We start from the raw sequence: 13,719 nt of genomic DNA, 5'->3' as shown, positions 1-13,719 counted from the left end.
CAGTCGCCTGCGACGATGTCCGTGCTGTACTGCTCTCATCCAAAGACGTACCGTGCGGATGATTTTATGACACAGTAGGATTAGGTGTCGGCTTAGGAAAACCTACACCACCTTGGCATCCCTGAGCTCGGTAATCTCGGCGGCATCGAAGCCGAACTCGGCGAGCACCTCGCTTGTCTGCTCGCCGAATTCCGGCGGCCGGGCCACCATCGTGCTCGGCGTACGCGACAGCGTGACGGGCTGGCCGACCAGGCGGATGCGACGGTTCTCCGCGTTCGGCACGTCTTGGGCGATGCCGAGATGTCTGACCTGCGCGTCGTCGAACATCTGGTCGATCGAATAGATCGGCCCGCAGGGCACGCCAGCCTCATTGAGCTCCCTGACCCAAGTCTCGGTTGATTTCGCCACCGTACGCGTCTCGATCTCGGCATTGAGCGCATCGCGATTCTTCGAGCGCGCGGGCGCCGTCGCGTAGTCCGGATTGCCGACGAGCTCGGGCGCGCCGATCGCCTGTGCGCAGCGCTCCCAGATCCGCCCGCCGGTGGTGGCGATGTTGATGTAGCCGTCGGAGGTCTTGAATACGCCGGTCGGAATGCTGGTCGGATGATTGTTGCCTGCCTGTTTGGCGACTTCCTTCTCCATCAGCCAGCGCGCGGCCTGGAAGTCGAGCATGAAGATCTGCGCCTGCAACAGCGAGGTCTGCACCCACTGGCCCTCGCCGGAGACGTCGCGCTCGAGCAGTGCGGTGAGAATGCCGATGGCACAGAACAGCCCGGCGGTGAGATCGGCGACGGGAATACCCACCCGCATCGGACCGCCGCCCGGTGCCCCCGTGATCGACATCAGCCCACCCATGCCCTGCGCGATCTGATCGAAACCCGGCCGCTTGTGGTAGGGGCCATCCTGGCCGAAGCCGGAGATGCTGCCATAGACCAGGCGCGGGTTGATCGCGCGCAGGCTCTCATAGTCGATGCCGAGCTTCTTCTTCACGTCGGGGCGGAAGTTCTCGACCACGACGTCGGCCTTGGCGGCGAGGCGCTTGAACACCTCGAGCCCCCTCGGGTCCTTCAGATTGAGCGTCATCGCCCGCTTGTTGCGATGCAGATTCTGGAAGTCCGCCCCGTGCCGCGGTCCACCCGGCTGCTCACCGCCGGCATCCTCGGTGAGGGCGTCGATCTTGATGACGTTGGCGCCCCAGTCCGCGAGCTGTCGCACGCAAGTGGGACCGGACCGAACGCGGGTCAGATCGAGCACGGTAAAGCGCGACAGGGCCTGCGAGGCATGCGGGAAGGGCATCTGGAAACGCTCCGAGAGGATGATTTGGGATCCACAATAGAGCTGAAGGATTATCCGGCAAGCCTGCTCTATGCAGACCACGGTTTCTCGAATCCATTAAGTCGGCTCGCTGACATCGTCGACGGTTACGTTCTGCAAATTCACCACTTCCAGCTCCTGAGTTGACGCTCGCGCTATGGATTCTGTCACAGCCCCAGACTAGGTTGGCGTCTGAATGCAGGGGAACGGTGGAATGGAGACCGTCCGTATAGGCGATAGGAACCTTGAGCTCGCAGGCCGCTGGCTGCGGTCACTGGGCGTAAGACGCGGCCTCGCAACGATCGCGCTGCTAATATTGTCTAGCGGTCCGATTGAAGCCCAATCGCTTGGTCAAGGTGTCTCCGCGTTCAAGCGTCAGGATTATGTCGCGGCCTCGCGCGCTTTCATTCCGCTGGCCGAGCGCGGTCACGCGGCCGCGCAGTCCTATCTCGGCTACATGTTCGAGACCGGCCGCGGCGTGCCGCAGAATTATGCGGAAGCGGCGATGTGGTACCGGCGGGCAGCCGAGCAGGGCGACAGCCTCGCACAATACTCCCTTGGGCTGCTCTATGACCGCGGGCTCGGCGTGCCGCGGAACATCATCGAAGCGTCCAAATGGCTCAACCTGTCGACCGCTGCCGCACCGCCACAGGCGCGCGACGCGCGGGCCCGGATCCGCGATGCCGTCACCACCAAGATGACGCGCGGGGAGATCGCCGAGGCCCGTCTGCGGGCCCTGGAATGGGCTCCCAGTCGCGAGCGCTAGCCGGGCCAGAGCGCCAGCTGATCGGCTAGCCAGTTTTGGCCGATCCAGCCGATCCAGATCGCCGGCGCGAAGAACAGGCCGAACGGCAGGTAAGCGGTTGCGCGCAGCGGCTTCTTCTGCAGTGCTGCGGTGGCAGCATAGGCTGCGATGGCGGATAGCGCCGCCAGTTCGATCACCACGATCACCGTGGTGAAGTCGAGCCAGCCGCCGGCGACGACGGCGAGCTTGACGTCGCCGAGCCCAAGCCCATCGCGGCCGCGCCAGCGCCGGTAGAGCAGCATCAGGAGCAGGAGCGGCAGTGCCACGACGGCAGCACGAATGCCTGCCCAGAGTACGGCGCCGGTGCCGGCCCCGGCGTCGGCCTGAAGCGCTCCAGCGCGCAGCAACGCGAGGGCGAGGCCCGCGGCCGTCAGCTCGTTGGGAATGATATAACGTCGCGCGTCGGTCGCTGCGATCGCCAGCATCAGGATGGCGAGATATGCGCCGCAGAGACCTTCGCCGCCGGGCGCGGTGAGGAGGCTCACGATCACGGCCGCGCACAGCGTCAGGCTGATGAGGAGCCTCAGGCCGCGTGGACCGTTCGCAAACCCTCCGGTCACGTCCTTCAGCGCGCCGTCTTTGGCGGGACGACCACGACCGGGTCGCTGGTGCCGACCAGACGGCTGTTCATCTTGGTTCGCATCTCCTCGGCGATGACGTGCGCGTCGACGCCGTCCTTGATGACGGTCGGCCGGATGAACAGGATCAGCTCGGTGCGGGCACGCGCGTTGGTCTGGTGCGAAAAGGCATCGCCCATGCCGGGAATCTGATCGAGGATCGGAAGGCCCTGGCGTTGCTTGTTCTCGGTCTCGCTGATCAGGCCGGCGAGCAGCACGGTCTGGCCGCTCGTCACCGCGATCGAGCTCTTGACCCGGCGCTGCGAGATCGTCGGTGTCAGCGTCGTGCTGCCGGACGCCACGCTCGAGATCTCCTGCTCGATGTCCAGTACCACGTTGCCGTTGGCGTTGGACCGCGGCAGCACGCGCAGGATGATGCCGGTGTTCTTGTAGTCGATTGTATTGACCACCGTGTTGTTCGCGGTCAGCACGGTCGCGGTGCCCGTGGAGAACGGCACCTGGTCGCCGACCTGCAAAGTCGCCGTCTGATTGTCCAGCACGACCAGCGACGGATTGGACAGCACCTTGACGTCGGTGACGTTATGCAGCGCATCGAGCACGACGCGCGGCGAGTTTTCCGAGCCAATCAGAAAATTGAAGCCGGGCAGCGCGCGCCCGAGCAGCGCGCCGGCGGCGGCGTTGACGGCGTTGGTCTGCCCTTCGATGTTACTGCCGATCGTGGCGCTGTTGCTGATGCCGGAGATGGTGTTCGAGATCGAGCCTTTCTGGCTCGCCAGGAAGAACTGCACGCCATAGTTCAGCTGATTGTTCAGAGTCACCTCGGCGATCGTCGCCTCGATCGCGATCTGGCGCTGCGGCCGGTCGATCTGCCGGATGGTCTGCTCGACGACGCGTTGGGATTCCTGGTTGGCATAGACCAGCACGGCGTTGTTGGTGACGTCGGCAGTGATCCTCACGTTTTGCAGGACGGCGCTGGCGGCCGGCTTCGAGCCGGAGCCGAGCAGCGAGCCGGAGTTGTTGTCCTGGCCTTGCGTGCTGCTGGCCGCGAGTGCCGGACGGGCGCTGAGCGAGGAGCCCGCCGGACCAGTGACCGGGGTCGCAGCCCCAGCGGCGGCCGTCGGAAGTGCACTCAGTGAGGCCACCGGATTGGTGCCAGGACCGGACGCGGACATCGAAATGCCGGAGCCCGGCGAAATCTGGCTCGACGAATTGTCGAGCGAAGAGCTGCTCGTCCCGTTCTGGCTGAAAAGCATGTCGTTCAACAGCGCGACCACGACCTTCGCGTTGCCGTAGCGAAGCGGGTAGGCCTTCATGTTCACGCCGTCGGTGTCGGAGCGATCGAGCCGCGCGATCCACACCTGCGCGCGCTTGAGATATTCCGGCTTCTGGCTGACGACGAGGATGGAGTTGAGGCGCGTGATCGGCTGGAACTTGATCATGCTCTGGCTCAGGCCGCCTTCGCCCGAATCCATGATCTTCTCCATCTCGCTGATGACCGGCTCGGGCGAGGAGTTGCGCACCGGGATGATGCCGACTGATTGGCCCCGCATCCAGTCGGCGTCGAAGGAGAGAATGGTGTCGATCGCCGCCGCGCGATCCGTGCCGCTGCCGGTGACGATCAGCGTGTTGCGCGTATTGTCGGGACGCATGGTCGACGCCTTCACGCCGAATGCGTCGAGCAGCTTGAAGATGTTCTGCGCCGAGACGTAGCGCAGCGGCACGATGCTGATGCCCTGACCAGCCTCGGCCGAAACCGAGCGATCGATGCCGCCGGGGCCTGCTTCCGGCGCGGGGATGAGGCGATAGCTCGCACCGCGATCATGCACCAGCGCAACGCCGGACATCCGCAGCGCGTTCTCCAGCACATAGAGCGCATCGGCCTTTGGAACCGGGCGCACCGAGGCCAGGGTGATGGTGCCCTGCACGCGCGGATCGATCGTGTAGCCGACGTTGAGGACGTCACCGAGGATGACCTTGGCGACGGTTGCGACCGGTGCGTTCTCGAAATTCAGATCGTAGCCGCTGCCGCCGCGATCGTCGCGCTCGGCAAGCGCTCCGCCTTCCGGCGTCGAACCGTCGCTGAGATAGATCGCAGGCCTGGAGGATTTCGTCTGCGCAACACCGCTCGCTCCCGTGTCGGCGGGTTGACGCGGCTCGAGATCGAGCGAGCGGATCTTGTCGGTGAGATCCTGCGCGCGCGGGTCCTTGGGGTTGCCCTCGATCGATTGATCGGCGGTGACGATACACGCCGTCAGCAGGAACGCAGATGACAAAAGGATGACAGTTCCAGGCAACGCTGAGCAGAGGCGCGAAAGCGGTTGGACCACTTTAAACAAAGGACGCCTACCAACAGCAGGAGTGACTGGAAACGCATCCGATCTTCATGATCAGCATGCGCAACAATTTGCGCCACGAATATGTTTTTGCTACGTAGCAAGTCAAGGGCAAACGCCTTCCGTCACGTGCGCGAGCCGTGCTTTCACTTAACAAGGCAAGCTGTGACTGCGATGCGAGATCTATCCGCAGATAGCTTCCGGCAGCATCTTCTCGAGAAACATTCATTGCCGCCACGGGCGCGCGCTCGAGTCGAGACGTCGACCAATCCGGCGTTGACGCGTCCTCTGCGTGAATTGTGGGAGGCGACCGATCTCTCTGCAGCGGAATTCGCCGACGAGGTCTCTGACTATTTTGGTCTGACCCGGCTAAGCCTTCCGCAGCTTCTGACGACGACACCGTGCCTGGACGGTTTTTCGCGCCGCTTCCTGCGCGAGTCCACAATCTTTCCGTTCCGTTCACCCAATGACGGTTATCGACTGGCGATCGCCGATCCGTCGGATGCTGCAGCCATTCGTGCTGCCGAAATCGTGTTTGGCACACCGATCGATATCGTAGTGGCTTCATATGAAGATATTACGACAGTTCTCGACCAGCGTGCGGACGCGGACGACGCGAGTGCGGATGACGCCATCAAGGGCGTGGCGCAGCAATCCGACGACGACATCGAGAGCCTGCGCGATCTCGCCAGCGGCGCGCCTGTGGTACGCGCGCTCAACGATCTCCTGGAGCGCGCCGTGGAACTGCGCGCGAGCGACATTCATATCGAGCCGTTCCGCGCCGGGCTCGTGCTTCGCCTGCGCGTCGACGGTCTCTTGCGCGCGCTGCCCTCCTCGCAGGGTATTCCACCACAGGCGCTGATCTCGCGTGTGAAGATTCTGGCTGGCCTCAACATCGCCGAGCGACGGCTGCCGCAGGACGGTGCCGCGCGCGTGCGCGTCGGCCGCTCCGAGATCGACGTCCGCGTCGCGACCATGCCGACGCAACATGGCGAGAGCGCGGTCATTCGTCTGTTGCCGCGTGATCGCGGTCTGCTCGACATGAGCAAGCTCGGTCTTTCCGCGCGCGATGAATCGGTGATGACGCGACTGCTGGCCCTGCCGCACGGCATGATCGTGGTGACTGGGCCGACCGGCAGCGGCAAGACGACGACTCTTGCCACCATGCTGTCGATCCTCAACGAGCCGACGCGCAAGATCCTCACCATCGAGGATCCCGTCGAATACGAGATTGCCGGCATCAACCAGTCGCAGGTCAAGCCGTCGGTCGGGCTGACCTTTGCCTCCGCCATGCGTGCCTTCGTCCGTCAGGACCCCGATGTGATCATGGTCGGCGAAATCCGTGATGCCGAGACCGCGCATATCGCGATTCATGCGGCGCTCACCGGCCACCTCGTGCTGACGACGCTGCACACCGAGACGGCGGCTGCCGCCGTGCCGCGTCTGATCGATCTCGGCATCGAAGGATTTTTGCTGAAGTCGACGCTGCGCGCGGTGGTGGCGCAACGGCTCGTGCGCGTGTTGTGCGACCGCTGCAAGGTGCCGCACGCGCTGACCGAGACGGATCTTGCCAGGGATCCACGCTTTGCCGTGATCGGCTTCAGGGCGGGCGAGGTCGTACACGAGGCCGGCGGTTGCGAACGCTGCGGCGGCACCGGCTATCGCGGCCGCAATGGCGTGTTCGAGATCCTGGAAATGTCTGACGACGTGCGCCGCCTGATCGGGCCACAGACCGATTCCCACTCCATCGACGCCGTCGCGATGCAGGGAGGCATGACAACGATGCTGGAGGATGCGGTCGCAAAATGCCGCGCCGGGCTGACGACCGTGCCCGAGGTCTTCCGCGTCACGACGGTCCGCTGATCCGATGCCGAACTATCGCTACCGCGCGCTCAATGCCAATGGTGAGCTGGTCTCCGGCGCCATCGCCGCGCCAGCACCCGGCGACGTCGCGCAGCGGATCGAGCGGCTCGGCCTCGTGCTGGTCGACAACGTCACGCTGGAGGACGGCAGTTCGGCCCGCGGCGCCTACAGCGTCCTCAACAAGCCCAAGGCCGCGGACATCACGATCTTCACCGCTGACCTTGGGCTGCTGCTTCGCGCGGGCGCCCGCATCAATGATGGCCTGGAACTGCTCGCGGCCGATCGCGATCTCGGACGGCTGCGGCCCGTGGTCGCCGACATCCGTTCACGCGTGCTCGCCGGGGAGAGCTTCGCCGAGGCGCTGCTCCGGCACGGCACCTTGTTCCCGCCGATCTATGTCGCGCTCGTTCGGGTGGGCGAGGCATCGGGTTCGCTCGACCAGGTGCTCGAGGTGCTGGCCAACGAGCGGACGCGAACCGAGGCCCTGAAGCGCAAGCTCAGCGATGCCATGCGCTATCCGGTCTTCGTGCTGGGCGCGGCCGCCTGCGTCCTCTTGTTCTTCCTCACCTTCGTGCTGCCGCAGTTCGCGAGCGTGTTGCAGGATTTCGGCGCCAAGGTCGATCCGATGCTCCTGGTCTTCCTGAACATGTCGACCTTCATGCATAACAACTCCGATGCCGTCCTGGCGGGACTCGCGGCGACGATCGCGGTCCTGTGGCTGGTGTTGCGGCAGGAGCGCATTCGCAGAGGGATCGCGAACACGATCACGCGGCTGCCGGCGATCCGCGGTATCGTGAGCTCGTATCGCACCGCGCTGTTCTGCCGGAACCTCGGCGTGCTGCTCGGCAGTGGCGTCAATCTGACGACCACACTGCGTATCCTCATCGACATGATGGCGACCGCGGGCCCCTCGACCGTATGGAGCGAGGCCGCCGACCGCGTCCGTCACGGCGCGAAACTGTCCGATGCACTCGCCGAGACCGACGCGCTGCCGGCAATGGCGGTGCGCATGCTCAGGCTCGGCGACGAGACCGGGCAGTTGCCGATGTTGTCCGGCCGCGTCGCCGATTTCTACGAGGCCAAGCTGCAGCGCACGCTCGATCGCGCCGTCGGCATCGCGGGCCCTGCCGCAATCATCGTGATTTCGGTGGTGGTCGGCGGTCTGATCGTGTCTGTCATGACAGCGTTGATGTCGGTCAGTCAAATTGTCGGCTAGAGCATGATCCGGACCCGAAGGGCGGCGTTAGCGCGAAGTGCGAAGCGGTTTTCCGAAAGATCATGCGCAAACAACAACTTGAAGTGCGATGATCTCATCGCGCTTCAAGCCGGATACGGAGGGGTTGAAGTGACCAGAAATTCTGTCGCGCTCGCAAAGCGCGGGCGGCGCGCGCGCCGAGGGGAGGCTGGCTTCACGCTGGTCGAGATCCTCGTCGTCATCACCATCATCGGGCTGATCATGGCGCTGGTCGGCCCGCGGGTGCTGAACTATCTCGGCGAGTCCAAGGCGAAGGCGGCCAAGATCCAGATCGAGAGTTTCTCCAGCGCGCTCGACCTCTATTACCTCGACCTCGGTCGTTATCCCTCGACCAACGAGGGTCTTGCCGCGCTGGCGCGCAGCAACAATGTGCCAGGCTGGAACGGGCCGTATTTGCGTGGCGGCGTCGTGCCGAACGACCCCTGGGGACACGGCTATGTCTACCGCGCGCCAGGCGAGCGCGCGCCCTATGACATCATCTCGCTCGGATCGGACGGTCAGGAAGGCGGCAGTGGAACGGCGGCCGACATTGCCAGCGGCGCGCGCTGAGACCGCACTCGATGCGCGCGGCTTCGCGCTGATCGAGATCCTGTGCGTGCTCGCCATCATTGGCCTGCTCGCGGCGATCATCCTGCCGGCGATCCCGCGCGCGACGACACGGGCCAAGCTGGAGAGTTATGCGGTCGCGACCGCGGCCCTATTGAAGGCCGATCGCGGCACGGCGCTGCGTCGTCAGGTCAGGGTGGCGACGCAGGTTGATGCCGAGGCTCGCGCGATCCGTTCTGGCGTCACCGGACGGGTTCTCCGCCTGCCGAACGACGTCACGGTACAGGCCATGCTGGCTGCACGCTGCGCCGACCGTGCCGGTGGGCGAACGATCGATTTCTTCCCGTCGGGTATGTCGTGCGGCGGCGTGATCGCGCTGGCACGACCCGGCATGGGCTACGAGGTGCGCGTGAACTGGCTGACCGGAGGCGTCGAGATTGTCGCGCAGAAGCTGCTATAAAGCGTTTTTCAGCGAAATGGATACCGGTTCGCGTGAAGAAAACGCGTCAAAACAAGAATCCGGAGCCCCATTCCGATTCAACCGGAACGGAAACGGCTCTAGAGGCGAAGCCGGCTTCACTTTGATCGAGGCGCTGGTTGCGCTTGCGATCATCGCGGCCGTGCTCGGTACGATCGGGACAGTCATCGCCACGACGGTGCAGGGGACCCGCTCGATCGATCAGCGCCTGGCGCTGGCCGGAACGGCGGAGACGCTGCTGGCGCAATTGCCGCCGCGTGCGCTGATCAAGCCGGGACGGCAGAGCGGGGAGCTCGCCGGCAGCCGCTGGCGCATGGACGTGGCGCCGATGAACGTGCCGGGCGGCGATCCCGCGACCGACCGTTTCGTGCCGCTGTCGGTCACGCTCAGGCTGCAGCGTGCCGACGGCAGCACGTTCCAGGTCGCCACCGTGAAGCTGGTGCCGAGGGCCGCACAATGAAGCTGCGCCGCGCATTGGCCGAGGAGGCGGGGTTCACGCTGCTCGAAGTGTTGTTGGCGACGCTGTTGATGACCGTCATCCTCGCTGCGCTTGCGACGGTCACCGCGCAGTGGCTGCCGAACTGGAATCGCGGCATCGCGCGGGTGCAACGGGCCGAGCGCGTTGCCACCGGGCTTGATCGTATCGTTGCGGATCTGTCGGTCGCCGAGCTGCTCCCGATGAATGCCGATAGCAGGACCCCGCTGTTCGAGGGTTCCGAGCTGGCGGTGACCTTCGTACGCACGGCGCTTGGTCCCAACGTGCGCCCGGGGCTCGAGAACGTGCGGCTGATCGAGAAGGCCGATGCGCAGGGGCTCGCGCTGGTGCGTGAGCGCGCTCCGTTCGCGCCGATGCCGCCCGACGGCCAGATCCGTTTCGTCGATCAGGTGGTGTTGCTGCGCGCGCCGTTCCGCGTGAGCTTCTCCTATTCCGGGCCGGATCAGGTCTGGCAGCCGACCTGGCGCGACCAGCCGCAGCTGCCCGAGCGCATTCGCGTTACCGTGCGTGACAGTTCGACCGGCCAGGTGTTGGCGGTTTCAGGCGCGGTGATGCCGCACATCACAACACCGGCCGAATGCGCGCGCGCCAAGAATCCCGCGACATGCGCCACCGCGCGTGCAAGGCCGGAGCCCGCGCAGAAACAGGAGCAGCTGTGACACTCACGGCGACCACGCGCAGCCGCCTGAGCGCGGCTGGGGAAGCAGGCGGCTTCATCGTCGTCGCGGTGCTCTGGATGCTGGCGGCGCTGGCGGCGCTCGTCCTGATCTACCTGACCTACGTGACCAACACCGCCGTCACGGTGGCTGGCAACACCGATCATGTCCAGGCCGACGCGCTGGTGAGCGCGGGCGTCGAGCTCGCCGCCTATCAGTTGACGGCAAAAGCCGAGGCGCACCCGACCAGCGGAACGTTCAATGCCCGCATCGGTGCGGGACGGGTGTCCGTCACGTTCCGTTCCGAAGCCGCGCGCATCGACCTCAATGCCGCGCCGAAAGGGCTGCTCGCTGGATTAATGATCGGGCTTGGGATCAGTGAGACGGACGCAGCGAGCTACGCCGACCGGATCCTCGCATGGCGGGCATCGACCGAAGCGGGCAACGGCGATCGGGAGAATTCCTACTACCGCACGCTTGGCTCGGCCTATCTGCCGCGGCATGCGCCGTTTCCGCATGTCGAAGAGCTCTGGCTGGTGCGCGGTATCCCGTCCGCGGTGGTCGAGCGCATGCTGCCCTTCGTCACCGTCTTCAGCAACATGCGGACCGTGAATCTTCTCGATGCCGCACCCCAGGTGCTGGCGGCGCTGCCGGGCATGACGCCAGAGGCGTTGCAGCAGCTCTTAAGGGACCGGGCTGATCCCAATGTCGATCCGCGCGCCCTGCTTGGTGTTGCCGGCTCCGATAGCGCCACGCTGGATGGCTCAAAAGCCTACCGGCTGACCGTCGCAGTCGAGTCGGCGGCGCGCCGGCGCAGCTCGGCCGAAATCGTCATTCTGCTTCTCGAGGGTACCGACGAACCCTATCGTGTATTGTCGTGGCACAACGACCTGGACGGCTCCGCCGGAAAGCCTCTGTGAGATGAATCTGTTGCAATCGATACGCGCGATCCTCGACGCCTGGACCGGCACGGTCGCTGCGACCATCGTCGCCGGCTTCGAGCGCATGGTGTCGCCGCGCCTCGTCCGGCTGGTCGAGAGTGAGACCGGAGAGTTTGCGCTCGAGGCTGCCAACAAGCCGGACAACGTTCCGGCCGGGATCGCCTTTCGCGATGGCGAGTTCGCCGCGGCCAATCTGGCGCCGGTGCTTCGCGGAAGCCGCATCGAAATCGTGTTGCGGCCGACACGTTTCCTCTTCCGCCCGCTCGAATTGCCGGCCCGCGCTGCCGATTTCCTCGACGGCATCGTGCGGGCGCAAATCGACCGACTGACGCCGTGGAATGCTGGCGATGCCATATTCGGCTGTGGCGCGCCGTCGGCGAGCGGCAGCGAGGCGATCACCACCGTGATCGCCGCAGCGCCGCGCAAGCTTGCGATGGGCTATGTCGACGCGGTGTCCGACTTCCATCCCTCTGCTATCGCGATCTGGACCGATGCAGCCGAGCCGGCGCAGGGCCGGATCAAGGTGTTCGAGCAGAAATCCCGCGGCGCCATCGACCGGGCTCGCCTGAGCCGGATGCTCCAAGTCACGCTCGGCGTCGCCGCCGTCGCGGCGGTCGTCGCCTCTGTTCTTGCAAGCTATCTGGCCGACAGCCTCAGCGCGCAGGAGAGCGAGCTCGAGCGCCAGATCACCCAGCGCCGCGCCGCGCTGCGGATGGGCACCGACGGCGGCGAACGTTCGCCGCTGGCGCTTCTCGAGCGGCGCAAATATGAGAGTGCGGCGAGCGTGATCGTGCTGGAGTCGCTCAGCCGCGTGCTGCCGGACCACACCTATGTCACCGAGCTGCATCTCGCAGGCAACAAGCTGCAGATCGCCGGCATCACGCATGACGCGCCGTCGCTGATTCCGCTGATCGAGCAATCCCAGCATTTCACCCGCGCGACGTTCTACGCCCCGACCACGCGCGCGCCCTCGGATCCTGGAGAGCGCTTCCATATCGAGGCACAGATCGAGCCGAGGAACGTGCCATGAGCGCCCAAAGCACCATGACACGCGCCCTGACCACCTCGCCGTTGATCGCGGTGACGCTCTACGCCGCCATGACCGGCGGTCTCTTGCTCATCACGGTGCTCTCGGTCGCCGACGTCTTCGCCCATCGCCAGGCGCTGGTGCAGACCTCCGATCTGCTCGACCAGTTGCGCGGCCGCAAGACCGGCGCCGGTGGCAAGGCCGCGTCGTCGGCCGACCATCCGGGCACGCCTTTCCTGGAAGGGCCGACCGTGACGGTCGCGGGCGCCAATCTGCTGCAGCGCGTTGCGTCGGCGGTGGCCAATGTCGGCGGCACGGTCCAGTCGTCGCAGGTCGACGTCTCCGGCGCGCAAGCCAAGGATGGTCTCGTCGGCCTCGTCGTCAGTTGCGAACTGGAGCAGACCAGCTTGCAGAAGCTGCTCTACGATCTCGAAGCCGGCATGCCGTTCCTGTTCGTCGACCAGCTCGATGTTCAGGTGCCGCAGACAACGACCCTGAACGAAGCTGGCGCCGGCCGCGTCAGGGTGATCCTCGGCGTTTCCGGCCAGTGGCGGGCAGGAAACTAGGCTGGAGAGGTGGTTCCCTTCATCTCCAGCGCTGTTTTGATGGGTGCGGGTTGATGGCAGAGCACATCGGAACTAGTTTGCCGGCTCGGCCACGCCGCCCGGCAGTCGGTCGCAGGGGAGTGTCGATGTTCGGACGGCTGGGACGGATCGGATTGGTCGCGCTGTGGATCATCCCTGCCTTGGGCACGGGGGCGACGATGGCGGTGACCTCGTCCCGAATCGATATCCTGTCCGACGATACGGTCAGCAATTCGACCGATACTGTTGACGTTGGCGCAGTGCGCCCGATCGCAAGGCCCGCGCAATCCGCAAGCAGGCCGCTTCCTCGAGGTAATCCGCTCTGGTCTGTGCCGCTGTCGGCGCTGACCGCAACGGAGGAACGCCCGATCTTCTCGGCGACGCGCCGGCCGCCGCCGCGCGCGGTGGCGGCATCGTCGGCCGAAGAGGCCCCAGCGCCGCCGCCTCCGAAGGCGGCCGAGGCGCCGCTGCCGCTCGTCCTGGTCGGAGCCGTGGTTGGCGAGGGCGAGGCCATTGCGATCCTCATGGACCGCACCGATCAGAAGGTGATCCGCATGCGCCAGGGCGAATCGCGGGCAGGCTGGTCGCTCAGCGCCGTTCAGCCGCGCGAAGTCACGTTCAAGCACGGCGACCGCAGCGAGGTGCTGGCGTTGCAGCGGCCGGAAGCGCCAGCACCGTCCGGGCCTCCAGTTGGCGCGGTACCAATTCCTCCGACGACAGCTCTCGACGCGCCAACTCCGGCTGCGGAAGGCTCGTTCTCTGCACCCATCGTTTCGAGACCGGCGTCAAAAGGCGCCGCATCCAGCGGTCTTTGAGCTCAACCCGCGGCCTCGCTGTGCTGAG

General features: G+C 65.5%; 14 protein-coding genes. 11 read left to right on the top strand and 3 right to left on the bottom strand.

Annotated features, from left to right (window positions below; translation table 11 throughout):
• Positions 1 to 102: 102 nt before the first annotated feature.
• On the bottom strand, positions 103 to 1,296 hold the full coding sequence (locus tag SO140_RS32090; protein WP_449379011.1) for a CaiB/BaiF CoA transferase family protein: 1,194 nt from the start codon (positions 1,294 to 1,296) through the stop codon (positions 103 to 105).
• Positions 1,297 to 1,528: 232 nt separating this feature from the next.
• Here SO140_RS32090 and SO140_RS32085 point away from each other — a divergent pair, with 232 nt between their 5' ends.
• Positions 1,529 to 2,080 (top strand): tetratricopeptide repeat protein, encoded by a 552-nt coding sequence (locus SO140_RS32085; protein ID WP_449379012.1) that lies wholly within the window; start codon positions 1,529 to 1,531, stop codon positions 2,078 to 2,080.
• Here the strand turns inward: SO140_RS32085 and SO140_RS32080 are convergent.
• Complete coding sequence (locus tag SO140_RS32080) at positions 2,077 to 2,679, bottom strand: prepilin peptidase (RefSeq protein WP_449379013.1); 603 nt, start codon at positions 2,677 to 2,679, stop codon at positions 2,077 to 2,079. The genes SO140_RS32085 and SO140_RS32080 overlap by 4 nt on opposite strands.
• Positions 2,680 to 2,684: 5 nt before the next feature.
• Positions 2,685 to 4,970 (bottom strand): type II secretion system secretin GspD, encoded by a 2,286-nt coding sequence (gspD, locus tag SO140_RS32075; protein WP_449379014.1) that lies wholly within the window; start codon positions 4,968 to 4,970, stop codon positions 2,685 to 2,687.
• 234 nt (positions 4,971 to 5,204) lie between these two features.
• On the opposite strand from gspD, the gene SO140_RS32070 reads away from it, so the two are divergent.
• From SO140_RS32070 to SO140_RS32025, 10 genes are all read left to right on the top strand, one after another.
• On the top strand, positions 5,205 to 6,893 hold the full coding sequence (locus SO140_RS32070; RefSeq protein ID WP_449379015.1) for a GspE/PulE family protein: 1,689 nt from the start codon (positions 5,205 to 5,207) through the stop codon (positions 6,891 to 6,893).
• Between the two features lie 4 nt (positions 6,894 to 6,897).
• Positions 6,898 to 8,109: a type II secretion system F family protein gene (locus SO140_RS32065; RefSeq protein ID WP_449379016.1), complete on the top strand. Its 1,212-nt coding sequence runs from the start codon at positions 6,898 to 6,900 to the stop codon at positions 8,107 to 8,109.
• A gap of 129 nt (positions 8,110 to 8,238) precedes the next feature.
• Complete coding sequence (gene gspG, locus SO140_RS32060) at positions 8,239 to 8,697, top strand: type II secretion system major pseudopilin GspG (RefSeq protein WP_449379017.1); 459 nt, start codon at positions 8,239 to 8,241, stop codon at positions 8,695 to 8,697.
• The gene (locus tag SO140_RS32055; protein WP_449379018.1) at positions 8,660 to 9,154 is read left to right on the top strand and encodes a prepilin-type N-terminal cleavage/methylation domain-containing protein; all 495 of its coding nucleotides are present in this window, start codon (positions 8,660 to 8,662) and stop codon (positions 9,152 to 9,154) included. The genes gspG and SO140_RS32055 overlap by 38 nt, the downstream gene beginning before the upstream one ends.
• A 16-nt stretch (positions 9,155 to 9,170) precedes the next feature.
• Positions 9,171 to 9,632: a prepilin-type N-terminal cleavage/methylation domain-containing protein gene (locus tag SO140_RS32050; RefSeq protein WP_449379019.1), complete on the top strand. Its 462-nt coding sequence runs from the start codon at positions 9,171 to 9,173 to the stop codon at positions 9,630 to 9,632.
• Complete coding sequence (locus SO140_RS32045) at positions 9,629 to 10,327, top strand: hypothetical protein (protein WP_449379020.1); 699 nt, start codon at positions 9,629 to 9,631, stop codon at positions 10,325 to 10,327. Before SO140_RS32050 ends, SO140_RS32045 begins: the two co-directional genes overlap by 4 nt.
• Positions 10,328 to 10,404: 77 nt before the next feature.
• A complete protein-coding gene (locus SO140_RS32040) occupies positions 10,405 to 11,244 on the top strand; it encodes a type II secretion system minor pseudopilin (protein WP_474800811.1) in 840 nt (279 codons plus the stop codon).
• Between the two features lies 1 nt (position 11,245).
• Entirely contained in the window at positions 11,246 to 12,295 is a 1,050-nt protein-coding gene (locus SO140_RS32035) for a PilN domain-containing protein (RefSeq protein ID WP_449379022.1), read from the top strand.
• A complete protein-coding gene (gene gspM / locus SO140_RS32030; RefSeq protein WP_449379023.1) occupies positions 12,292 to 12,858 on the top strand; it encodes a type II secretion system protein GspM in 567 nt (188 codons plus the stop codon). The genes SO140_RS32035 and gspM overlap by 4 nt, the downstream gene beginning before the upstream one ends.
• A 125-nt stretch (positions 12,859 to 12,983) precedes the next feature.
• Positions 12,984 to 13,691, top strand: coding sequence for a hypothetical protein (locus tag SO140_RS32025; RefSeq protein WP_449379024.1), 708 nt, complete (start codon positions 12,984 to 12,986; stop codon positions 13,689 to 13,691).
• The last annotated feature ends 28 nt before the right edge of the window (positions 13,692 to 13,719 follow it).

The sequence above is a fragment of the Bradyrhizobium sp. UFLA05-108 genome, assembly GCF_059803455.1.
The sequence above is the reverse complement of the archived record's forward strand: the minus strand, read 5'-3'. Positions and strand labels throughout refer to the sequence as shown.